Here is a 25,376-nt window from a genome sequence, read left to right as displayed (position 1 = left end):
TCCACCTAGAATTTTAATCATTTAGGTTCTGCCACGAATTTAATGGTACTATTACATTATTGTTTTATGATAATCAACTTTGTAGGATAGTATCCGGATGGGTGAGGCTTGCGGGATTTTCGGTTTTGTGTTGCTTTACGAACCGTTAAGAAAATGACTTAGCTCCTGAGGTACGAAGGAGATCCAGTCATTTTTAGGTGAGCAAGGCTTCACAAAATTCCGCTGTCTTCTCATTCAATATTATTGAACAAGCTTCCAACGGAAAGAAAAGGCCGAGTCTCAGGGCTTTTTGGTTACTTTTTGGCCGCCAAAAAGTGACATGGAAAAACCCATAGGTAATGGCTAAATAAATTTAGATGGTTGAAGGTTCTAATAGATAGTGAAGTTTTTATAGAATAAACATCCCTATTTATCTAGTATAGATATCATCTAATACTCAATATGCTTTTTCACTAAATTCAGGGTAGAACCATTATTTAATCTGTATATCCGCTCTTTTACCAGTGCCCTAATAAAATGAGTATTGAAGATCATTTGTACATGCTGTGGGCAGTAAACTGTCGTCTATGGGCGATTAACCGCAAGGTTGAGGCTAAAACATATCCCTACTGGCAGAATTGCGGATAATCAAATTTTTTTAAAATTTCTTCTTTGAAGTCTATCGGAATTGATTTCCTCTTACCTTTTTTTGAGTTTCTGAATGATTTGCCCTACATACTGAATGATATACACCATTCAAGACAATTCGGAATATGTACCTTTTAAACCAATTCAGAATCAATTCAATTTGGCTTTCGAAATTGAAAACATGCCAAAATTCAATAGATTCGCTTATTATAAACCCAAATGTTTAAGTTTTTACTGCTTTTATTCTGCTTGTATTTATTCGGGCTGCAGGGTTTTTCACAGCCCACACCACTTCAGGAGGAATATTCTATTGATGTACTGAATGTACGCAGGGGCTTACTCAGTAATTTTGTAACTAAGATTGTTTCAGATGAAAATAATCTGAAGTTTTTTGCTACCGAAGGCGGTATTTCCAAATTTGACGGATACAATTTTACTGACTACAGGCCAGGGGAGGAGTTTCCTGGATTGGAGAATGAGAACATCGAAATTCTCTTCAAAGACGCTACCAATCAGATTTGGATAGGAACTAAGGAAGGAGGGCTTTCAGTAATGGATACCCGAAAAAATAGTATTCGCGCGATGAATCATATTTTTGCTTCCATCACTGATCGAAAACTTAGGGTAATCTCCATTAATCAGGATGGGGCCGGAAATATCTGGGTGGGAACTTGGAGCAGTGGACTTTTTCTGATTGACCCCCTTAACGAGAAATTACTGAATCATTTTACCACAGATCAGCCCATTTATAATATCCTCCGGGATCAGCATGATAATATCTGGTTTATTGCAGGCAGAGAATTGAATAAATACGATCCTTCGGAAAGCAGAAGAATCCGCTTTTCCACCAATCGAATTTATTACAATCTGGTGGAGGATAGATCTCGGGATAAAATCTGGCTGGTAGGAAACAATGGGAAAAATATTGCTCTGGGCAATTTTGACTTTGATGATCAGCAGGTACATGAGGAGATTCTTCCCATAGAGGCCAGATTTGTGAAAAGCATAGCCATAGATCAAAAAAACAGAATTTGGCTGGGAAGCTGGGGAGATGGGCTTTTTATAAGCGATCAGGAGGTAAAGCACTTTAATAAAATCAATACCAATCCTCAGGGTGGAAATCTGGAAAATATCAATTACTCTATTATTCTCAGCATTGATATTGATGAAAATGGAATCGCATGGCTGGGCACTTCCCACGGTGGAGTATTGATCCTATATCCTAATAAGGGATTTGAAATCGCCCGAAACGTCGCTCGGGAAAATATTCCCGATCACAACGTCACCGCTTATTTCAAGGATCAGAAAGGTTTTTCCTACAAGGGAACATTGACGGAAGGACTCTTTAGTAATAGCTCAGGAAGCTTCTATTCCAGAGTCTCAAGTATTCTGCCAACTCGCATCAATTGTTTTTTTGAAAAGGATAATGACCTTTATTTTGGTACAGGAAGTGGACTTTTTATAGTTCGAAACCGTGATTTTGCTCGTCCGGAGCAGCATTTTAAAAATCAGAAAATCACAGCTATTTTGGTGGATTCCCAAAATAGACTCTGGCTTGGAACACAGCAGCTAGGACTGAAAATGATCGATTCTACCTTGGATTTAAAGGAAAAAAAATGGATGATATTTTCTGAAAACGCCATTGATCATAGCCTGAGCAATAACCGAATCAGTCAAATCAAAGAGGATCAAAAGGGAAGGATCTGGATAGGAACCTACTCTGGTATTAATCGCTACGATGAAAAAAATCAGCGCTTTATTTCTCAGCAGGAATTGATGAGCTCCTCGCTCATCCCAAGCATTGTCAATGACATGTATCTTTCCGGTGAGTTGATCTACCTGGGTACACCGAAAGGATTGCTGCTTCTGCGTCAGGAAAACGAAGGGTTGAGTTTTCAACAGGCCTTTGACAGACGATCTGGACTTACCAATGATTTTATCTGTGCGATGGAAGAAGATCAGCAGGGGAATCTCTGGATCAGCTCTACGACTTCCCTTTCCAAATTCAATCCCAAACTCCAAAATTTCATCAATTATGACCGTGAAGATGGAGTGATGATCAGTTCATTTCATATCAATTCTTCTTTCAAAGACCAGGAGGGGACGCTTTATTTTGGCGGTTCTGATGGCTTATTGTCTTTTGATCCAGGTAGGATATCAGATGGGATTCTAGTTCCGGAAGTAGTGTTGACCAAATTGATTGTCAATAATAAAGCCCTCAATGTGGGGGATGAGGTAGACGGGAAAGTTATCTTGGAATACACCATTCAAAATACGGATGAAATAGAGCTGAATTACAGCCAAAACCACCTTTCCTTGGTCTTCACGGTTAATGATTTTTTAGGGCCGGATAATATTTTTTATTCCTACAAGCTCAAAGGATTACATGAGGATTGGGTAAATCTTGGAGCTTCCAATCAGATCAGTTTTACTGGTTTGCGCTGGGGAGATTATGAGTTGATGATTAGAGCAAGTAGAAACAACAAGGATTGGAGTCCTGTCAAAGTATTGCAAATTCAAATCGGCACACCCCCATGGCTGACTTGGTGGGCCTTTTTAGCATATACTATTTTGACAATAGCCATATTGTTGCTGATCCGCTATATCTCAGCCAGACAGGCGAGATTGGAGGCGGAGCTTCGCATTATTCAGATTGAAAAGGAAAAGGAACATGAGCTGAGTGAAGCCAAAATCACCTTTTTCACCAATATTTCTCATGAATTCCGAACGCCTCTGACTCTGATTTTAAGTCCTATCACGGAGTTGCTGGGTAATTTTGACCTTCGGGAATCTGTCAAAGAAAAACTACTTCTGGTAGAATCCAATGGCAACCGGATGCTGAGACTGATCAATCAGCTTTTGGATTTCAGGAAGTCCGAACATGGCCTGCTCAAGCTGAATCCTACCCGATCAGATTTTGTAGGATTCAGTCAGGAGGTCTACCTGAGTTTTAAAAACCTGGCTATCAAAAAACAAATAGAGTACAGGTTTGATACCGACTTGGAGCATTTATATCTGGATTTTGATCGAAATCAGATGGAAATCGTGCTCTGCAACCTCCTTTCGAATGCTTTTAAATACACAAAAGAAGGCGGGGAAATCGTAATGTATCTGACCAAACGCGGCAATTTGGTTGAATTGATGCTTCGCGACAACGGAATAGGTATGACGCCCCAGGAATCGGAGCGGGTGTTTGATCGCTTTTATCAGGTCCAGAATGCTGAAACCTCCAACCTGGTAGGAAGTGGAATCGGGCTTGCCTTTTCGAAAAATATTGTAATGCTGCATGAGGGCAATATCGAGTTGGAAAGTGAGCGTGGCGTCGGTACTTGCATTCGCTTTACCCTGCCATTGCTGCACGAAAATGCAATTACTTCAGAAATAGAAAAGCCAGAAAAAGAGCTTCACCAAGACTTGGATGAGTTGAATTTTGAGCAGAAGGATATCCTTAAAGTTGACCAGTCTGGCAAAGAGATCAGTATATTGATTGCTGATGATAATGAAGACATCAGAGCTTATTTACGCTCGCTACTTGCAGAGGAATACCAGATATGGGAAGCCGAGGATGGGGAGCAGGCTTTGGAACTCATCCAAAAGGAAATGCCTGATCTGGTGATTTCTGATGTCATGATGCCGAAAATGGATGGAATTAGGCTTTGTCATGAAATCAAAAATCAAATAAACATTTCTCATATTCCGGTGATTCTCCTGACAGCCCGCACTTCTATTGCTTACGAAATGGACGGCTTGCAGACGGGAGCTGAAGACTACATCACCAAGCCATTCAATCCGGGAATTGTCAAAACCCGGGTAAAGAATATTCTGGAAAACAGAAAGAAACTCCGGGAGTACTTTTTGAATAAAATCAGATTCGAACCCGACACCAAAGCCGTGGTGGAAACAGATCTGGATGCACTGTTTATCGAAAAGGCCATTGCTCTTGTCAATGAAAATCTACTCAATGAGAATTTTGGGATTGACACCATGGTAGACCACTTAAATATGAGCCAATCCACCCTATTTAGAAAAATCAAATCACTGACTGGGCTTTCGATTACCGCATTTGTACGTTCGGTTAAGTTGAAAAAAGCTGCTCAGATAATCCTTCAAAAAGAATACAAGCTCAGTCAGGTGGCTTATGAGGTAGGCTTCAATGATTACAAGCATTTTAAGAAATCATTCCAGCAGCAATTCGGTTGCCTGCCCTCAGAATACAAGACTCTGATTATTCAGAAAATGGAACAGCAATAATTAAAAAAAGCATCCAAAAGGGTGCTTTTTTTAATTATTGAATGATTTGCCCAGCCTGTTGAATGATTCATACCCCATTAATCAAGCTGATAAAATCAAAATTTGGCCAGGATTTAATTAGTAATAACCCAAAATTTTCCTTTCATGGATAGAATACTTACAAAAGACCCGAACATCAAAAAAAGGTCGGGAATCGGGATTATTTCAAAAAGTAGCCTGCTGGTACTGGGGCTGTTTATATTGAGTTGCACTACAGTATTTGCACTACAGTCTTCAAGACTGGTCAAAGGTGTGGTTACCTCCAAAGAAGATGCATCCCCAATCCCGGGAGTAGTGGTCTTGGTAAAAGGGACCAGCCAAGGTGCGGTGACAGATTTAGATGGGGTTTTTTCCATTAATGCTCCCAGCAATGAATCTGTTTTGGTATTTAGCCTGATTGGGTACACCAACCAAGAAATCGTAGTAGGAAATCAGACTACCATTAACGTGATCCTAGCAGAATCAGAATCTTTATTGGACGAAGTTGTGGTCGTAGGATATGGAGAGCAGAAAAAGCTCAACCTTACTGGATCTGTCGAAACAGTAAGATTTGACGAAGCGGTCAATCAGCCAGTCACCAATTCCGCACAGCTGATGTACGGAAAATTTTCCGGGGTACAGTTGACTCAGTCTACCGGACTTCCAGGAGCGGATGGTTCATCCATTGTGATCCGTGGTATCGGTACGTTCGGAGGCACTAATCCGCTGGTGGTGATTGACAATATTCAGTACGATGGATTAGCGGAGTTCAACAACCTCGCGCCCTCGGATATCGAGAGCATCTCCGTGTTGAAAGATGCTTCTGCCTCTGCCATCTATGGTGCAAGAGGAGCCAATGGGGTCTTAGTCGTGACTACCAAAAAAGGGACAAAGGACAAATTTGCCGTGGACTACAATAACTACTTTGGCTTTCAAAGAGTGACTGTGGTTCCGGAATACTTGGATGCTGTAAATTATGCGCTTCTAAGAAATGAGCGTGACCGTAACAATAATGGTCCTAATGCTCCTTTAAGATTTTCAGATGAAGATATAGAGGCCATTCGAAATGGAACAAACCCTGATCAGTTTGCCAATACCAATTGGGCAAGTGTAGCCCTACGGGATGCGCCGATTCAGAATCATTACCTCTCTTTTTCAGGAGGCACTGATAGGACCACCTTCAGGCTATCCCTTGGTTACTTAAATCAGGAAGCGGTAGTTCGCGGAAAATTCAAATCTGACCGTTACAATCTGGGTATCAACCTGAGCGTGAAGCCAAGTGAGTGGTTGACCGTGACCAATGTGACCAATGCCTATTGGTCTAGATTTACGGGACCGAGTGGAGGAGCAGGAGCCATTACCGGAGAAACCGGAATTATCAATCAATTTCAGCGTTCATCGCCTGTAGTACCAGTTAGGTATTCGAATGGTGAACTTGCCATTGTGGATGGAGCGTATGAAAATGTCAACTTTTCATATCCGATCAACAACGTTTTGCTGACGGGTACGCTGGGTGATTATTCCAATGATAATATCAATATCAGTGAGCGAATTGGACTTTCTGCTCGAATCACTGAAGGATTATTTTTTGAGACCAGCGGAAGTGCAGTCATCAATTTTGCCAATATTTCTAATTTTCAACCAACGCTAACCCAGCGAGATTGGGAAGGGAATATAGTGCAATTGAGGGAGCTGAATGATTTGAACAACACTCTGAATTTCAATTACAGATTGCTTAATGAAAACATCCTACGTTATTCAACCAGTATCAATGAGTCCCACAATTTGGGGTTTATGCTCGGCTACTCTGTGATCTATGACAAAGTAGATGGATTTTCAGGTTCTTTACAGGGCTTTCCTTCCGATGCGATTCAAGAGTTTAATGGTGGAGGAGTAATCAATCCTTCCGTTTCTGGTGGAGCGTCCGAGGAAGCCTGGCAGTCATTTTTTGCAAGGGTAAATTATAACTACCAGGAAAAATATCTTTTCGAAGCGAACGTACGAAGAGACGGTTCATCTAAGTTCGGGCCATCCAACCGTTACGGTACCTTCCCTTCTTTATCTGCGGGTTGGAATATTGCCAGAGAGAGCTTTTTGGAAGGTTCTGAAACTTTGACGGAATTGAAATTAAGAGCAAGCTGGGGAATCTCCGGAAATGATCGGATTGGAAACTACATCTTTGAACAGACCTACAATACCGGTCTGGATTACCATCTGGGACAGGATGTGATTGTTCCGGCTGTTGCTTTGACTTCTTTGGCAAATCCATTTATCACCTGGGAGACCATTGAGCAATTTAATATTGGAGTAGATGCAGCCTTCTTCAGTAATAAGTTGGGGCTGACTGCAGATTATTTCAAGCGAGTGAGTTCTGACATCCTTTATACCAACTTCCCAATTCCAAATACCATTGGGGTGACAAACCTTGCTGCCCGAAATGCTGCAGGAATGGAGAACAGTGGCTTGGAGATGGCTATCAATTACCGAGAGACAATCGGAAAATTAAAAATGACCATCTCTGCCAATGTCACCAAAATGGCGGATAACAAAGTGACCGAATTGGGACCAGGAGGTGAAGAAACCATTAGTGGAAATAGCATTATACGAATAGGGGCGCCCTTTAATTCTTATTTCGGATATGTAGTAGATGGAGTTTTCCAAAGTCAAGAAGAAGTCAATAATGCTCCTCGACAATTTGGAAGCAATCTGACCGCTCCAGGTGACCTTCGATATGCGGATATTTCAGGTCCGGATGGAGAGCCAGATGGTGTAGTCAATGCATTTGACCGAACGATCATTGGTAATCCTTTCCCGAAGTGGATTTACGGATTCAATGCAAATTTATCGATAAGAGGATTTGACTTGAACATGGTATTCCAAGGTATTGGAAGAGTCGATCGTATTTTGGACAGCAATGGACAGACGCCTATGGAAGGTGATCGAAATAATGCTCTTAGCTATTGGATAGATCGTTGGACTCCAGAGAACCCTTCGGCAACACTTCCTCGATTGGGTGGTGTAAACAATGCCGTAACCTCCACTTTCTATGTACAGGATATGTCTTACCTACGATTGAGAAATATAGAAATTGGTTACACCCTGCCAGTGGCAATTTCCCAGAGAATGCTGATGCAGAAAGCAAGGATATTTGTCAGTGGACAGAACCTACTCACGTTTACCAAGGTGAAAAACTTTGACCCTGAAAGACAGCGAGGTGGTAGCACTGACTTGACTACGCCATTGTATAAGGTAGTATCTGCAGGTATCAACATCAAATTTTAATTGATATGGAATCTAGCTTGACCAGGACGTCACATGCTGTGATAATTGCTCTTAATGCGAGATTCCATGTGGCCAAATAAAAAAATTATAAACACATGAAAAAGCTTATATACATTCTTTGTTTTATTGGGTTGGCTTCTTGTTCTGAGGATTATTTGGAACGGGGATCTTTGACTCAACTCGCCGAAGGCAACTTTTGGCAAAATGAAAAAGATGCGCTCTTGGGTATCAATGGTGTCTACGAAGTATTACAGGATAGAGTATTATACAGTGGTAACCTCAACGGAATAGCAGGTATTCCTCAGCATGATAGTTTCGCAGACAACACCTTCAACAATTTTAAATTTGAAGGTCCTGGAAACTTTGTTGAGGGAAGAGCAGATCCCGCATTTGGATTTTTCAATTCGTTCTGGACGTCACTTTACAGAGGAATAGGCCGTGCAAATGTAGCAGTTGAAAATATTTCCAGAATTCCGGATAGCAATATTGAGCCTGATTCCAGAGCAGCTTTGGTAGGACAGGCTAAGTTTTTGAGAGCCTTGTTCTACATGAATTTGGCAGTTTATTTTGAGGATGCGCCTTTGATTACGAATACACAAACCTTGGAAGAAGCTTATGTCCCTAAAAACAGTTATGAAGAATTAAGGGCATTCATCATCTCTGAATTGCGAATGGCAGCTGATGCACTTCCGGAATCTTATCCTGCCAGTCAGTTTGGTTATGCCACCAAAGGCGCTGCTTTATCGCTCCTAGCCAGATTTGAACTGTATAATAAAAACTATCCAGAGGTTATCCGATTGACTACCGAAATCATGAGCTTGGGGTATCAGCTTCACCCAAATTATGCGGAGCTCTTTACAGAGGCAGCCGAACAATCTCCAGAGGTGGTGTTCTCCGTACGATTCATTCAGGATCAATCCAATAATGGGGAAACTTTCTCTTCGACTTTCTTGGGAATTCCTAAGACAAATGTACAACCAATGCCGAATATGGTGAATGCCTACTTGTGTATTGATGGTTTGCCGATTACAAGCTCCCCACTTTATAAACCTGCAAAGAGAAATGAAAACCGAGATCCGAGGCTTGCTGCTTCAGTTTATTTCGAAGGAGATATTTTTGTACAGCACCTGAATAGACCTTTCAGGGGAAATACTGCCACTAAATTTGGTTTGAAAAAGTACGTGAGGGATAATATCTCCCCTGAAGGAATCGACATCTTTGCAGCCGGCGGTCAGGATTTTTATGTAATTCGCTATGCAGAAGTTCTACTGATGCGGGCAGAAGCACTAGCTGAAACAGGGCAAGTGGCCGAATCCATAACTCTCTTGGACCAATTACGCACTAGAGCTAAAATGCCAACAGTCACTACTGTAAATGGAAGTAATATTCCTCAAGAAGAGCTGATCAATCTGGTGAAATTGGAGAGAAGGGTAGAGTTGGCTTTTGAGGGACTTAGATTTTTTGACGTCAAAAGATGGTCAGAAGTGGAAGCAGCCTATGCCAGAGCAAAGGCAGATCCTGTGGGACCTTACAATCCTGAATACAGAGGAAGGCTTTCAGAGGTCTTTGCTATTCCCCAATCGGAGATTGATGCTAATCCTAGCTTAGTTCAAAACCCGGTTTGGAATTAAAAACAACAGAAGATAAATCGTAGATAGGTTGAATTCAACGCTTCCGCTTGGTAACGGGTGGAAGCGATGTCTTATTCCGAATTGAATAATATGAAGTCTATTTTCTCTTTCTTGATCCTGCTTTCATCCGCTGTCTCATCGCCTGCTCAAATTAGAAAGTCTGAAAACCGCCCGAATATCATCGTGATTCTGACGGATGATCAGGGCTATGCAGATGTGGGATTTAATGGGAGTAAAGATATTCCAACTCCTGGCATAGATCGGATAGCGAGTAATGGGACTGTTTTTACCTCTGGCTATGTGTCCTTTGCAGTCTGTGGACCAAGTAGGGCAGGATTGATCACAGGGAGGTATCAAGACAGATTTGGCTTTGCCAGAAATCCCCTTTTGGCACCTAAGGATTCGACGATGGGTTTGCCTTTGACCGAGGAAACGATGGCTGATTTATTAAAAAAAGCCGGGTACAAAACAGGCGCGATAGGGAAGTGGCATCTGGGAGCTCATCCAAGTTTGATTCCAAATCGAAGAGGATTCGATGAGTTTTATGGCTTCCTCTCCGGTGGTCATCAATACTTTCCGGAAAAACTGGACCTTAATGACCTTTCAGAGGCAAAAAGCCAATTCGATGGGTATAGAACCAAGCTCCTGAAAAATCAGGAAAGAGTAACCGAGCAGGAATATCTGACCGATGCATTTTCTAGAGAGGCCTTAAACTTCGTAAAGGCAAATCGTGATCAACCTTTTTTTCTCTATCTCGCCTACAATGCGCCTCACGCTCCCATGCAGGCGACGGAGAAGTATCTAAATAGGTTTCCTAATATAAAAGATTCCAAAAGGAAAACCTATGCCGCAATGGTCAGTGCAGTAGATGATGGTGTAGGAGATTTATTGGATTTACTTCAGGAGCTTCAGATCGAAGAAAATACGCTCGTGTTTTTTCTATCTGACAACGGTGGCCCTACGAAAGACAATGCCTCCGATAATAAACCGCTTCGCGGATTTAAAGGAGATTTCTTTGAGGGTGGTATCCGAGTGCCTTTCGCGTTGCAGTGGAAAGGTCATGTGCCAGCCGGATTGAGGTATGATGCACCAGTGATTTCCTTGGATATTTTCGCTACTGCAGCATCCTTGGCTCAAGTCGAACCCAAGAACAAATTGGATGGGGTAAACCTGCTTCCTTATCTCAGCGGCCAAAAGAAGGGAGTTCCACATGAAGAACTCTATTGGAGAAACTATAATGCAGATCGGTATGCAATCGTATCGCATGAGAACAAACTAATCATACAACCTAAACAGGAATTTCTCTTTGATTTGAAGAAAGATCTTTCAGAAAGCAAGAATTTGTTTTCGGAAGAAAGCGAACAGGCTAAGCGACTGTCGAAGAAGATTGAAGAGTGGAAAAAGCAACTGATGGATCCGATTTTCCTCGGGCTTTTGGAAGATGAGACTTACAATCGCCTGAATCCGGACCGATATACCCCTGTTCAAAAAGATAATTAGTAATCAGAATTTTTAATTGACAAGTAACCCAAGCATGACATTTCAAAGTAAACTCGTTCTCTGTCTTTTTTTCTGTGTCAGCTACTTCGGATCAGCTAGTGCCACAGATTATTATTTTCATCCCCAGTCAGGAAATGATCAAAATTCCGGTACTAGTCATTCTCAGGCTTTCCAAACTTTGGAAAAGGTAAAATCAATGATTTTGCAGCCGGGAGATCGAATTTTATTGGCAGGAGGAGAGATTTTTAAAGGAAGCCTGGAGTTGAAGGGATTCAAAGGTGATGCTGAAAATCCATTGAAGGTAGATTCTTACTATCCGCAGGGAAATAAAGGAAATAAACTAGCTCTAATAGAAGCGGAAGGATATCTGAATGGGATCTTAATCGAGGGCTCAAGTCACATACAGCTAAGAAACTTGGAAATCACCGCAGATGGCTATGGAGATCAGGCTCCTGAAGGTGATATGCGAGTGGGGATAATGATCCGTGCTAAAGGAAATAAAGGTGTGAAGGGGATTACTTTGGATCGGCTAAAGCTCCATCGGATATTTTTTGAGGAGAAGGGTATTCAACGAAGTGTCGAAGAGGTCAAATCCGCAAACGGTACTCAGAAATATGGATGGGGTATCCGGATCATGAATCAGACCGAATCCGAAATGATTGAAGACATTGAAATTCTCAATTCCAGTATTTCTGACCTTAGCCATACCGGAATCAAGCTCACCGGGAATATGAGCCAAAATATTCGGAGCGTAACTATTCGAGGAAACGAGATCTTGCATACCGGAGGTCCGGGGATACAGATGTCCGGGGTGAAATTTGTACATGTAAAGGATAATACCGTGAGCCATTCCGGAAGTGATGACGATGGCCGGAAGTGGGGTAGAGGTAGTGGACTCTGGACCTGGAGCTCCTCCATGGTATTGATTGAGCATAATAAATTCATGTATGCAAATGGGCCGGGCGATTCCGCCGGGGCTCATATTGATTTCAACTGTGACAACATCGTCTTGCAGTATAATTTCTCGGCTTACAATGCCGGAGGTTTTGCTGAGATCCTAGGTAACAATTATAACTGTGCCTACAGGTATAATATCAGTGTCAATGACGGGCATAGGGTCAAGGGACAGGATGGCGCTTTTCAAGAAGGGAAAATCTTTTGGCTGAGCGGGTATCAAGGAAATCAAAAGGAGAGAAAAGGGCCTGTGAATTCCTACTTCTACAACAATACAATCTATGTAAGTGAAGACATTGTCGCCAAAATAGCCATTGACAACAGATCTAAGGGAATTCTCATAGCCAATAATATTTTTCACATCATGGGAAAATCAGAATTGGTTGCCGGAGATCAGTACCGTCCGGATGACGATACTCAGGGAAGTATGGATCGCGTGATTTTTGAAAATAATCTCTTCTTAAAAGCAGACAGCTGGCCAAGACTGGCGATGATCCAAGACACTAATCCTATTTTCGGTCAGGCGGCCTTTCAGAATGCAGGTGGCCTTAAAGCTGAAGACTATATTCCGATTAATCGTAAGTATGTTCAGGAAGGTAAAGCGATTAACTATATTCCAGGTGATGAATTTGGGTTGATCTATGGTTTAGAGATGGAAAAGGACTTTTTGGGAAATACGATCTCTGGAAAACCTGGAGTAGGTGCGATCAAATTTGTGGAAAACCAAAAGTGAATTTAGTATGATTTTGAACGTAGTAGGTTTTTATTTTTTAATGCTCCTCTCATGGCTAGATGTCAGATATGAACAGTTCTATCCGGGTCAGGAGTGGAAAGATGATCAAGGAATACATATCAATGCCCATGGCGGTGGATTTTTAATTCATCAGGACACCTATTATTGGTTTGGAGAGCATAAAATCGAAGGCAAAGAGGGGAATAAAGCACAGGTGGGCGTAAGGGTGTATTCTTCGAAAGACCAATATAATTGGAAAAAAGAAGGGATTGCTTTGGCTGTACACGAAGATGCTAACTCGCTGTTGGATAAAGGATGTATCATCGAGAGACCCAAAGTCATCTACAATGAAAAGAGCGGAAAGTTCGTCATGTGGTTCCACCACGAGTTGAAAGGCAAGGGGTACGAAGCAGCCTTGACTGGATTAGCAGTCCGCGACCATATTACCGGCCCCTACACCTATTTGAAAAGTCTGAATCCGAATGCGGGCCATTGGCCGATGAACTACCCGGATAGCTTGAAGGCACTACCTTTCGAGAGGGAGGGATTAGAAACTTGGTCCACAGAGTGGAAAGCAGCAATAAAGGATGGCTTATTTTTAAGAAGAGATTTCGAACGCGGTCAAATGGCCAGAGATATGACACTTTTTGTGGATGATGATGGGAAAGCCTATCATTTCTATTCGTCTGAAAACAACCAAACCTTGCACGTAGCGGAATTAACGGAGGATTACCAGGATTTTACCGGGCGGTACACCCGAGTATTGGAGGGGCAGCAAAATGAAGCTCCGACGATTTTCAAGAGAGACGGGAAATATTATATGTTTTCCTCTGGACTTACTGGCTGGAAACCTAACCCCGGCAAATCGGCGGTGGCAGATCACCCCATGGGACCCTGGACAGCTTTGGGGAATATGAGTGTGGGGACAGAAGAAGAAATGAAGACCACATTCTGGTCGCAGAGCACCTACGTGATACCAGTGATAGGTCAGAAAGATGCATTTATTTATGTAGGAGATCGATGGACTCCCGAAAATCCAATTGATGGAAAATATATTTTCCTCCCGGTAGAGTTTGAGGATTCCAAGCCTAAGATCAGTTGGCGAGACCAGTGGGATCTTTCTTTTTTGGGGAAAAATAAACGAGTTGAATGAAATCGAGCAGGATGAGAACTTCACATACTGAGATGATAATAAAAGAGAGATTCTCCCGAAGCTAGTTCGGGATGTCAATTAAAAAGTAGTATATAAACACATGACTAAGAGTGGATTCTTTTTGTTTTTTCTTATTCTTGCCCTTGGTAAATCAGTTCAGGGGCAAAACAAAGCGCCGAATATCATTCTGATTCTGGCAGACGATTTAGGCTACGCCGACTTGAGTATACATGGGAGTAATCAGATCAAAACTCCCCACATAGACGCCATTGCCAAGGAAGGCGTCCAGTTTACACAAGCATATGTTTCCGCACCGGTGTGTAGTCCATCCAGAGCAGGGCTTTTGACCGGAAAAAATCAAGTTTCTTTTGGCTACGATAATAATCTGGCAGAAAACCAGCCAGGTTTTGATCCCTCCTTTGCAGGCTTGCCTGTAGATCAGAAGACTATGGCTGACTGGCTCAAGGAAGCAGGATATGTGACCGGATTAATCGGTAAATGGCATCTGGGAAGTCAGGATCAATTTCATCCGATAAAGCGTGGATTTGACGAGTTTTGGGGTTACTTGGGTGGAGGTCATGATTATTTTAATTCCAAAACGGATGGGAAAGGGTACATGGGGCCTTTGGAGAGTAATTACAAAGAGCCACAGAAAATCTCGTATCTGACCGACGATAAAGGGGATGAATGTATTGACTTTATCAAAAGGCACAAAGACCAGCCATTTTTTCTCTATGCTTCTTTCAATGCTCCTCATGCGCCGATGCAGGCTTTGGAGGAAGACCTTAGCTTATTTTCTCATATCGCTGATTCCAACCGAAGAACGTATCTCGCAATGGTCCATCGATTGGATCAAAACGTGGGAAGAATCTTGTCCACACTCAAGGAAGAGGGCTTGGAACAAAATACGCTAGTCGTTTTTTTGAGCGATAATGGTGGTCCTGTAGATCAAAATGCTTCCATCAATGCTCCACTAAATGGACAAAAAGGTATTTTGTATGAGGGAGGACTGAGGGTTCCTTTTTTGATGAAGTGGCCCGCTAGAATTCCTGCTTCCAGCAAATTCGATTTTGCAATCAGCTCGCTGGATTTACTCCCCACTTTTCTGGGGATATCAGGGATCCAAGTGACCGATAGGGATGAGTTGATTGGAAAAAATCTGATTCCCTACATTTTAGGAAATGACAATACTATACCGCATCCTTCTTTGAAATGGAGATTTACCATCAGTGCAGGTATACTCGAGGATCAATTTAAACTAATACGGTTACCGGATAGATTACCGATGCTTTTTGATCTATCAAAAGATATCTCTGAGCAGATTGATATTTCACTTCATTACCCCGAAATTACCAAGAGACTGCTCAGGAATTTGGGAGACTGGGACCTTGCTTTGCCTCATCCGGTTTTTTTGGAAGGAGCGGAGTGGAAGGTTAGACAACGAGATTTATATGATAAAATCTATCAAGTCAATCAACCTAATAATTAATCAGGAATTAACCTTATAAAATTAAAAATCAACCCAAAGCATATGAAAAGAGAAAAACTTAATGTTCTTATTCTTTCCATTTTGACCGTGATTTCTGTCAGCTGTCAAGGCCCGAAAGAAAGTGAAACCGCTGAGGAGAAAAAACCCAATATTGTCCTAATCTATCTTGATGATTTGGGATATGGAGATGTAAGTGCCTATGGTGCGGGAACGCTTCAGACTCCGAATATGGATATGTTGGCTAATGGGGGGATACGGTTTACTAATGGATATGCTTCCTCAGCCACTTGCTCGCCGAGCCGCTATGCACTTTTGACAGGGACTTACCCTTGGCGGAATAAGAATGCCAAAATCCTGCCCGGAACAGCTCCGCTTTTGATTGACACTGCTCAAGTCACACTTCCGAAAATATTGAAGGAACAAGGCTATCATACCGCAGTGATTGGAAAGTGGCACATGGGGTTGGGAGCAGGAGATGTTGACTGGAACCAGGAAATTTCACCGGGGCCTAATCAAGTGGGCTTTGATTATTCTCATATTTTGGCAGCTACGCAAGACCGTGTTCCTACTGTATATATTGAAAATGGGAGGGTAGTCAATTTGGATCCAAATGATCCAATCCAGGTTGATTATGATCAAAACTTTGAGGGCGAACCTACTGCAATCACAAATCCGGAAATGCTAACCATGAAATGGCATCATGGTCATAACAATAGTATTGTCAATGGTGTGCCTAGAATTGGTTTTATGAAAGGTGGCGAAAGTGCCAAATGGAGTGATGTGGATATGGCCGATCATTTTTTGGATAAAGCAAAAGCCTATGTTGGCCAGCGTGCTGAGTCCGGCCAGCCATTTTTTCTTTTCTATGCTTTGCAACAGCCACATGTACCGAGAACTCCTCACCCAAGATTTGAGGGAAAATCCGGTATGGGTCCAAGAGGAGATGTGATTTTGGAAGCAGATTGGGTGATTGGAGAATTCATCAAAACACTAGAGGAGCAAGGGCTTTTGGAAAACACCTTGATCGTTTTTTCAAGTGATAACGGTCCAGTTTTAAATGATGGCTATTATGATGATGCGGTAGAACTGCTAGGTGATCATACCCCTGCAGGTCCGTTGAGAGGGGGGAAATACTCACTCTTCGAAGCCGGTACACGAGTTCCTTTTATTACGTATTGGAAAGGGACCATCAAGCCTGGCGTATCAGACGCGATGGTGACTCAAATCGATTTGCTATCCTCCATCGGAGCTTTAGTGGGAAGTGAAAAAAGTTCGGCTGACAGTCAAAATCTTATGGAAACTTTTCTCGGAAAAAGTCAGGTTGGAAGAGATGCCTTTGTATTGGAAGCTACTTCAAGGACTGCTTTGCGTCAAGGGGATTGGTTGATGATTCCTCCTTATCCAGGACCTGAAGTTCAGACTCAAGTGAATATAGAGCTGGGAAATTCTACTGCATACCAGCTATACAACTTAAAGGAGGATATCAGTCAGCAGAATAATTTGGCTACAGCTAATCCTGATAAATTGCAGGAAATGATTTCTCTTTTTGAAAGTATTCGTGGTTTAAATAGTCAACAGATTCAGCAATTGGAATTGAAATAGCTCCATATAACACCAGGAGAAAGGTCTGAAAATCAGACCTTTTTTCTTGGTAACTTATTTTTCCTCTGATTCTACAGCAAAAACCTTCCTTCGGTTTTCGCGCTCGCGATTTTTTTCCTCTGCCAAGTCAAAACTCACATTGACTTCAAAGCAAACCAAAACAATCATTGAGGTGATGAACAGCCAAAGCATCAAGGCGAGCAAAGTGCCAATAGAGCCATAAAGTTTATTGTAGCTGGAGAAATTTTCCAGATAAAAGATAAACCCGTAAAATGAAAGTGTGATTAACAAACCTGAAATCTGGGCCCCTATGGAGAAGAAGTTCCATTTATCATGTACCGCAGGAGCAAATCTGAAAATGAATGCAGAAGTAATATAGAATACCAGCAAAAGGATAAAAAACTTCAGAATACCGAAAAGGAAAATGGAGAATCCACTATTAAAAATCTGCATCTCATCTAGCCTATTAATAAGATGCCCCCCAAAAATCATAACGCTACTCGCTGTAATTATCGTGAGCACCAAAGCCACTACAATGCTAACCGCTATCAATCTTGTCTCAAAAAAGCCCCTGGTTTCTTTGGTCTTATAGACAGAATTGAAAGAATCCATCATCGATACCACTCCCTGAGTAGTAGCAAATAATGCAAAAAAGAAACCGAAAGAAAGCAGGCTTTGTCGGGGTTTTGAGACGATGTCCATCAGCGTAGATTCCATATTGATGTAAATGTCCTCTGGAATGATTGTCTGCACAAAACCCAAGATGTTTTCTGTAGTTACAACCGGAAAGAAGTCCTGCAGATACGGAATCAGATTTAAAAGGAATAGAATCAGTGGAAAAAGGGCAACAGTATAACTAAAGGCCATAGATCCTGCTCGCTCTGTGATATCATCTTTTTTTAGCTGCTGGATAAATATCCTGATTACATCATAGAGATTCTTGTCAGGATGACCAAAATGGATTTTTTTCAAATGCCTGGCCTTTAACTGAAAGCGGATTCTCCATTTGAAAATTTTATTTCTCACAGTACTTGGGCTGAAGTTGAAAAAAATGGTTTCAATAAATCTAACAAATTCTGAGGAGGGCGGGTAGGAGTATGGCTGTCTTTTTTGAGAAAAGCCAAAGTTGTCCATCCTTCCGTGATCAATTCATCGGATTCATTTATTACTTGATATTCAAATCGTATACGTACTCCAGGAATCGTCGGGATAGTGGTTTTAATAGTCAATAGCTCATCGTACTTGCCTGGTTTGAGGTAGCGGAAGTGACTCTCCAATACAGGCATCATGATGCCGTCATCTTCCATGCCTTTGTAAGAAAAACCAGCAGTTCGCATGGCCTCTACCCGAGCTACTTCGAAATACATCGCATAATTACCATAATAGACATAGCCCATTTGGTCAGTTTCTGCATATCGGACGCGGATTTGAGTTTCAGCTTGGAACATCATCAATAGATTTTCGCAGCGTTCAAAGCGGCTTGGTACCTTCTGGCGTTTGCGTTGTGCTGCGCAAGATTTGTGGCAAATGAGTGGTAGCCTGAAAAATCCTCCTTAGCACAGAAATAAAGAAAATTATGATTTTCAGAGTTTAAAACAGCATCTAGAGAATTGATATCTGGAAGGTTGATGGGACCTGGAGGCAGCCCAGCGTACTTATAAGTATTGTATGGACTGTCGGTTTCTTTGTGGATATTCAAGACGCGCTTGAGACTAAAATCTCCCAAAGCAAAAACAAGGGTAGGGTCTGCCTGAAGTGGCATTCCAAGCTTGAGTCGGTTCAGGTATACGCCGGCAATCTTAGGGCGTTCATCCGATTTTTGACTTTCTGCCTGTACTATACTTGCCAGGGTGCTGACCTCCTTCTGAGAAAGTCCCAACTCAGCTGCTTTCTGCTTTCTGTTTTCGGTCCAAAAGCTTTGATATTCTTTATACATTCTGTCAAAAAGAGCCTCAGCACCTGTATTCCACCATACTTCGTAGGTATTTGGGATAAACATACTCATGACCGTTTCTTCATTGAAGTCATATTTTCGAATAAATACCGAATCCTGAAGCAAAGCGAGGAATTGTGATTGGTCGATTTCCAAGTTTGTGGTGATCTTTTCGGCTAAATCTTCCTTTGTGCGCACATTATTAAATGTGATTCGGATAGGGGATTGATTTCCCGATCGAAGTTGTCTTACAAGTTGCAGATTAGTCATCTTTGGCTTGATCACATAGAGCCCCGGTTTTACAGCTTCCTGATAATCGAGCACTTTTGCTACGAAGCTAAAACTCAATACGTCATTGATTACGCGATCTTCAAATAGCTTATCCGAAACCGTCTTAAAAGTGGAGTTACTCGGGATTTTTAAGGTATAGGATTGATCCGAATCGATCAGCACATTGGGGCTGAAGAATACTTGGTAGAAATAAAAACTCATCGAAATCGCAATCACAGAGACTGAAATAATGAGCACCAGGTAGATATTTTTCTTTTTATCACTTAGCATAGCAGGTCCAAAAATAAGGATTAAACGTAGAAATTTTTTTCAAAGCCTCTGATCTTGCTTAATAAGCGGCATCTTTTTAGGATATTTTATAGTTTTAAATGAATTAACTCACTTTGTTGCTTTGAAATAACTCTTGTCTATGAATAACTTCTTCAATTCCGCTTTTTCCTTTTTGGCTATTAGTTTCCTCTTCTCATGCAATTCAGCAGCTGATCCAGAAGCTGTTTTTATCCAGGCCAAGCAAAAAATTCAGGATTCCAATTACCTATCCTTCGATTTTACTATGATCTGGGAAAATCCGTTGATGGATGAAGTAGATACGACCGAGATGAGTTTGGAGTTAGAGAAGTTTGCCAATGATCTGTTTGATTATAACTATATCGGAAAGCGTGAGGGATTTGAACTTGTCTATCAAAACAATCTACTCTTACAGGTTAATCATTCTCAAAAAACAGTCGAAGTACTTGATAGTCCGGAACGGTTAAATGCTGCTTCAGAGAATACTTTTTTAGGCTTTTCACCAATAGGTCTTTTCAAAAAAGAAGGTTGGTTTTATAAAAGTGATACTACTGTTGGAAATAAACTTTACCATAATTTTGTGCAAATAGAGATGGATACGATTATTGATAAAAAGTATGTGTTGCTTGAGAATCACATTCTAATCAATCCCTCTAATGCACTCGTTGATTGGTACGAAAGAAGGCTTTACCACGATGGCAAGCATCAACAATTTATTGGAGTTTCTTTTTCCAACTTTTCCTTTCCCGAGAAAGGCAAAATGGAAGAATATCTTCCACCAAAGGGCTATGTCTCGAAGGTAGAAACAGAAAAAGAACCAGTTTTATTGTTGGAGTCTGGTTTTCAAGCACCCGATTTCGAATTGCTTGATCAGAATGGGAGCGCGGTTCGCCTCTCTGATTTTATAGGAAAAAAAGTCCTGATTGATTTTTCGATGATTCGATGCGGTTGGTGTAAAATTGCATTGGATAAGTTCAATGATCCAGATTTTAAATTAAAAGAAGGTATAGTAATGATTTACATCAATCCCGTGGATAATGCTGATGATATGAAAAAATACCTTGTAAAGAATACGATTCCTTTCCCCATTTTACTCAATGCTGATGAAGTCGGAAAATCTTATGGGGTCACGGGATATCCTTCTTTTTTTCTGATTAATGAAAGTGGGAAAATTGAATTTTCGGCCGCAGGATTTGATGACTCCATGCTTCAATTGATTTCAGACTAGGTTCTTGAAAGATACGGACAGTGATTTTTTCAATCTGCGGTAAGAATTCGTTCCTTTGTAATCATGACTTTTTCTTCTCCAAAAAATATAATTTCAGTGACCTGCATTTTGCTTTTTCACCAGGAAAAAGTTCTTGTTGCTCAGCGATCGTTAGAAATGGACTTGCCTTTATTGTGGGAGTTTCCCGGCGGAAAAGTTGAAAAAGGCGAAACGGAAGAAGTCTGTATCGTTAGGGAGATTCGGGAGGAATTGGGGATTGAAATCGGAGTAGTTGAAAGACTCGAGGCATTCGATCATAATTATAATGATCGTAAGATTATTCGATTGATTCCACTTTTGGGATACTGGGTGAAGGGGGAAATCAGCCTTCTCGAGCATAGTCAAGTGACTTGGTTGGCTCAAACTCAGCTAAGTGAGGTAGAATGGGCTCCCGCAGATTTGCCAATCGTTAAGCAATTGGAACGATATTGGAACAATTATCACGAAAAAGTGCTTAATTTTCAAAATAACCACTAAATCATGGCAGCTGAATTCATTCGACTATACGAAGAAAATCCGGATCCTAACAAAATAGCTCAAATCGTAAATGTGCTTCGGGAGGGGGGTGTCGTAATCTATCCAACTGATACTGTTTATGGAATGGGATGCGACATCACGAACCTAAGAGCGGTGGAGCGGATTTGTAAGATTAAAGGGATCAATCCCAAAAAGCATAATTTTTCCATGATTTGCGCTGATCTGAGTAATATTTCACAATTCACCAGAGTAATCAGTAAGCCTGTGTTTAAGATGATGAAAAAAGCCTTTCCCGGACCATTTACTATTATTTTGGAAGCCAGTACACAGGTCCCTAAAATACTTCACAGTAAGAAAAAGACGATTGGTATTCGGGTGCCTGATCACAATGTGCCGCGTATTCTTGTGGAGGAACTTGGCCAGCCGATTCTTACCACATCGATCCATGATGAAGATGAGGTGGTGGAATACAGCACCGATCCAGAATTAATTTTTGAAAAATATGAGAATCTAGTCGATATCGTCATTGATGGGGGATATGGGCAAAATGTTGCTTCTACGATTCTGGACTGTACAGGAGATGAAGTGGAGGTGTTAAGGCAAGGTCTGGGTAAGTTGGAAGATCTTGAATAAGATGAATCGAATACTTGTTGATTTACATTATTTCCCGAGTTTGGAGTTTTTTGCAGCGATTCAAGGAATGGATGAATTGATTTTTTCTCCCCAAAATCAGTATCAAAGACAATCCTATTTTAACCGTACGAGGGTTAGACTTGCCAACAAAGTAGAAACTTTGAGTGTGCCAATAATTGGGAGAAGACCAAGGATTGCCCAACGAGATATTAAAATTGATTTCACTCAGAATTGGCAAAAAAATCATCTTCGAGGGATTCAAAGTGCCTATGGAAAGGCTCCTTTTTTTGAATTCTATTTCCCCTATTTTGAAAATCTTTTTACTCACAAACAGGAATCTCTATGGGACTTAAACTGGAAAATACTGACAATTTGTCTCAAATTACTAGGATCCTCTGCCAAGATGAGGGTTTTAGAAGAGGGTGCTGATTGTATGGATATTTTAGATATAAGAGGTCAAATCAAGCCCTCAAGTGATTTTTCGCTGCAAAGCTTTTATCAACCTGTGCCATACTTCCAACTTTTTGGCTTAGACTTTGATCCCAACCTTAGCATTCTGGATTTGTTGTTTTGCGAAGGACCCGATGCAAAAAGCATTTTATTAAAGTCTGCAAAAAAAGACTGAACATTCTGTAAAAGGATTGTGTTTTTGAAACAAATTCGGTAACATACGTACAGGATTATTAAACAATCAGAAAGGAAATAAATGGAAGCAAAATTTTCGAATAGAGTCAAAGAGGTTATCTCTCTCAGCCGCGAAGAAGCACTTCGCCTGGGACACGATTACATCGGCACAGAGCACCTCTTACTAGGGATGATTCGTGAAGGGGAGGGCGTAGCTGTTTCCATTTTAAAAAAACTTGGAGTACCTATGGATGAGCTGCGAAATGCAATCGAGCGAGCAGTGAAGGGTACAGCCAATCATAATGTGAAAAATATGGCAAATATTCCGTTGACACGTCAATCGGAAAAAGTGCTTAAAATCACGTATTTGGAAGCTAAAATTTTCAAAAGCCAACTAATCGGAACAGAGCATTTGCTCTTGTCGATCCTTCGGGACGAGGATAATATTGCCACTCAAATATTGAATAAGTTTGAAATAAACTATGATTCAGTAAAGGAAATGCTTGAAATGTCAGGTGATGGGGCTTCGCCGCGGGCACGTGCTGAAGCAGAAGATGGTGATGACGATGGTTCAAAATTATTTGGATCATCAGGTAGTGGTTCTGGCACTTCTAAGCCCGGAGCCGAGAAATCCAGAACTCCTGTTTTGGATAATTTCGGAAGAGACCTCACAAAGATGGCAGAGGATGATAAGCTTGATCCCATCATTGGTCGTGAAAAAGAAATAGAGCGAGTAGCTCAAATTCTTTCTAGAAGAAAGAAAAATAACCCTATTCTTATCGGTGAGCCTGGTGTAGGTAAGACTGCAATAGCAGAAGGTCTTGCACTTCGGATCGTTCAAAAGAAAGTATCTAGGGTGTTATTTAATAAGCGTGTTGTAACACTTGATCTGGCATCTTTGGTTGCTGGTACAAAATATCGTGGTCAGTTTGAAGAGCGAATGAAAGCTGTAATGACTGAGTTGGAGAAATCTCCTAATGTAATTCTGTTCATTGATGAGTTGCATACGATAGTTGGGGCTGGAGGAGCATCAGGTTCATTGGATGCTTCAAATATGTTTAAGCCAGCTTTAGCAAGGGGAGAAATCCAATGTATTGGAGCTACCACATTAGATGAATATCGTCAATACATTGAAAAGGATGGCGCACTTGCCAGAAGATTTCAAATGGTGATGGTGGATGCCACCACTCCTGAGGAGACGGTCCAAATTCTTCATAACATCAAAGACAAATATGAAGATCATCATAATGTCAATTACACTGATGAGGCGATTGAAGCTTGCGTGAAGCTATCGGACAGATATATCTCTGATCGATTCTTACCTGATAAGGCGATCGATATTTTGGATGAAGCAGGAGCAAGGGTGCACATCAATAATATTCATGTTCCAGAGGAGATCTTGAAGCTTGAAGCGGAAGTTGAGAATATTAAAATCGAGAAAAATCGAGTAGTTAAATCTCAGAAATATGAGGAGGCGGCTCAGTTGCGAGACAAAGAAAAGAAACTTCTTGAGCAGCTGGAAAACGCTAAAAACAAGTGGGAGGAAGAAAGTAAATCAAAACGATTCACTGTAGAAGAAGATAATGTAGCTGAAGTAATCGCAATGATGACAGGAATTCCTGCTAAGCGTATTGCTCAAAAAGAGGGTGCTAAACTGCTTAATATGAATACTGATCTTGCCGGAAAAGTGATTGGGCAGGAGGAAGCTATTAAAAAGTTAACCAAAGCTATTCAGCGGACAAGAGTGGGTCTGAAAGATCCTAAAAAACCGATCGGCTCATTCATCTTCCTTGGCCCGACTGGGGTTGGTAAGACTGAATTGGCTAAGATGCTTGCGAATTACTTGTTTGATAAAGAGGATTCCCTGATCCGAATCGATATGTCGGAATACATGGAGAAATTTTCTGTATCAAGATTGGTAGGAGCGCCTCCAGGCTATGTGGGATATGAAGAAGGTGGTCAGCTTACAGAAAAAGTGAGAAGAAAGCCTTATTCGGTAGTACTTCTGGATGAGATTGAAAAAGCACATCCAGATGTGTTTAACATCTTACTACAAGTTCTGGACGATGGGATTCTGACGGATGGTCTTGGTAGAAAAGTTGATTTTCGAAATACAATTATCATCATGACTTCAAATATCGGAGTTCGAGACCTGAAAGATTTTGGAGCTGGTATTGGATTTGCCAACAAAGCCAAGAATGATAACATGGATGATGTAGTAAAGTCAACCATTCAGTCTGCGCTTAAAAAAGCATTCAGTCCAGAATTCCTGAATCGTTTGGACGATGTGGTGGTGTTCAATTCCTTGACCAAAGAGCATATATTCAAGATTATTGACATCAGTTTAGGAAAACTATTCGCTAGAATCACTGATCTCGGATATAAGATCGAACTCACTGATAAAGCAAAGGAGTTTTTAGCAGAGAAAGGCTATGATCAGCAATATGGAGCTAGACCACTTAATCGTGCAATCCAGAAGTACCTGGAAGATGCTGTCGCAGAAGAGATTTTGAAAGGAGACCTTTCCGAAGGTGATATCATTCTTGCAGACTATTCTGGAGAAGGTTCAGAGCTGAATATTGTAGTCAAAAAGAAAGAAAAAGCGGAATAACTCGCAATTTAA

At 41.3% G+C, this 25,376-nt stretch carries 16 protein-coding genes; 13 read left to right on the top strand and 3 right to left on the bottom strand.

All coding sequences use genetic code 11. The features are described from left to right. Positions 1 to 846 precede the first annotated feature (846 nt). From BVC88_RS05580 to BVC88_RS05545, 8 genes are all read left to right on the top strand, one after another. Entirely contained in the window at positions 847 to 4,878 is a 4,032-nt protein-coding gene (locus BVC88_RS05580; protein WP_083639017.1) for a hybrid sensor histidine kinase/response regulator transcription factor, read from the top strand. A 144-nt stretch (positions 4,879 to 5,022) separates the two neighbouring features. Further along, a complete protein-coding gene (locus BVC88_RS05575; RefSeq protein WP_075349663.1) occupies positions 5,023 to 8,178 on the top strand; it encodes a SusC/RagA family TonB-linked outer membrane protein in 3,156 nt (1,051 codons plus the stop codon). A gap of 95 nt (positions 8,179 to 8,273) precedes the next feature. Then, complete coding sequence (locus BVC88_RS05570) at positions 8,274 to 9,809, top strand: RagB/SusD family nutrient uptake outer membrane protein (RefSeq protein ID WP_075349662.1); 1,536 nt, start codon at positions 8,274 to 8,276, stop codon at positions 9,807 to 9,809. Positions 9,810 to 9,899: 90 nt separating this feature from the next. Next, the gene (locus tag BVC88_RS05565; protein WP_075349897.1) at positions 9,900 to 11,309 is read left to right on the top strand and encodes a sulfatase-like hydrolase/transferase; all 1,410 of its coding nucleotides are present in this window, start codon (positions 9,900 to 9,902) and stop codon (positions 11,307 to 11,309) included. A 34-nt stretch (positions 11,310 to 11,343) separates the two neighbouring features. Beyond that, positions 11,344 to 12,996 carry a right-handed parallel beta-helix repeat-containing protein gene (locus tag BVC88_RS05560; protein WP_075349661.1) on the top strand — a complete coding sequence of 551 codons (1,653 nt, stop codon included), beginning with the start codon at positions 11,344 to 11,346 and terminating at the stop codon, positions 12,994 to 12,996. Positions 12,997 to 13,003: 7 nt separating this feature from the next. Further along, entirely contained in the window at positions 13,004 to 14,149 is a 1,146-nt protein-coding gene (locus tag BVC88_RS05555) for a glycoside hydrolase family 43 protein (protein WP_083639016.1), read from the top strand. Between the two features lie 100 nt (positions 14,150 to 14,249). Beyond that, the gene (locus BVC88_RS05550) at positions 14,250 to 15,638 is read left to right on the top strand and encodes a sulfatase-like hydrolase/transferase (RefSeq protein ID WP_075349660.1); all 1,389 of its coding nucleotides are present in this window, start codon (positions 14,250 to 14,252) and stop codon (positions 15,636 to 15,638) included. 42 nt (positions 15,639 to 15,680) lie between these two features. Further along, the gene (locus tag BVC88_RS05545) at positions 15,681 to 17,240 is read left to right on the top strand and encodes a sulfatase family protein (RefSeq protein ID WP_075349659.1); all 1,560 of its coding nucleotides are present in this window, start codon (positions 15,681 to 15,683) and stop codon (positions 17,238 to 17,240) included. Positions 17,241 to 17,294: 54 nt separating this feature from the next. On the opposite strand, the gene BVC88_RS05540 is transcribed toward BVC88_RS05545, so the two are convergent. From BVC88_RS05540 to mltG, 3 genes are read right to left on the bottom strand one after another with little or no spacing between them, the layout of a single operon-like run. Continuing rightward, a complete protein-coding gene (locus BVC88_RS05540; protein WP_075349658.1) occupies positions 17,295 to 18,266 on the bottom strand; it encodes a YihY/virulence factor BrkB family protein in 972 nt (323 codons plus the stop codon). Then, on the bottom strand, positions 18,263 to 18,688 hold the full coding sequence (locus BVC88_RS05535) for an acyl-CoA thioesterase (protein WP_075349657.1): 426 nt from the start codon (positions 18,686 to 18,688) through the stop codon (positions 18,263 to 18,265). Before BVC88_RS05535 ends, BVC88_RS05540 begins: the two co-directional genes overlap by 4 nt. Positions 18,689 to 18,690: 2 nt before the next feature. Further along, complete coding sequence (mltG, locus tag BVC88_RS05530; RefSeq protein ID WP_075349656.1) at positions 18,691 to 19,734, bottom strand: endolytic transglycosylase MltG; 1,044 nt, start codon at positions 19,732 to 19,734, stop codon at positions 18,691 to 18,693. 139 nt (positions 19,735 to 19,873) lie between these two features. Between mltG and BVC88_RS05525 the strand changes: the two genes are divergently transcribed. The 5 genes from BVC88_RS05525 to BVC88_RS05505 all read left to right on the top strand — a co-directional run bounded on the left by BVC88_RS05525 (position 19,874) and on the right by BVC88_RS05505 (position 25,364). Continuing rightward, positions 19,874 to 20,980: a peroxiredoxin family protein gene (locus BVC88_RS05525; RefSeq protein WP_075349655.1), complete on the top strand. Its 1,107-nt coding sequence runs from the start codon at positions 19,874 to 19,876 to the stop codon at positions 20,978 to 20,980. A gap of 63 nt (positions 20,981 to 21,043) precedes the next feature. Continuing rightward, positions 21,044 to 21,496 (top strand): (deoxy)nucleoside triphosphate pyrophosphohydrolase, encoded by a 453-nt coding sequence (locus BVC88_RS05520; RefSeq protein WP_083639014.1) that lies wholly within the window; start codon positions 21,044 to 21,046, stop codon positions 21,494 to 21,496. A 3-nt stretch (positions 21,497 to 21,499) separates the two neighbouring features. Then, positions 21,500 to 22,129 (top strand): L-threonylcarbamoyladenylate synthase, encoded by a 630-nt coding sequence (locus BVC88_RS05515; protein WP_075349654.1) that lies wholly within the window; start codon positions 21,500 to 21,502, stop codon positions 22,127 to 22,129. A 1-nt stretch (position 22,130) separates the two neighbouring features. Next, positions 22,131 to 22,754, top strand: coding sequence for a WbqC family protein (locus BVC88_RS05510; RefSeq protein ID WP_075349653.1), 624 nt, complete (start codon positions 22,131 to 22,133; stop codon positions 22,752 to 22,754). Between the two features lie 81 nt (positions 22,755 to 22,835). Next, positions 22,836 to 25,364, top strand: coding sequence for an ATP-dependent Clp protease ATP-binding subunit (locus BVC88_RS05505; RefSeq protein ID WP_075349652.1), 2,529 nt, complete (start codon positions 22,836 to 22,838; stop codon positions 25,362 to 25,364). Positions 25,365 to 25,376: the final 12 nt, after the last annotated feature.

Source organism: Algoriphagus marinus (genome assembly GCF_001936475.1).
Taxonomy (GTDB): domain Bacteria; phylum Bacteroidota; class Bacteroidia; order Cytophagales; family Cyclobacteriaceae; genus Algoriphagus; species Algoriphagus marinus.
Note: the sequence above shows the minus strand (reverse complement) of the source record. Positions and strands in the feature narration are given on the sequence as shown.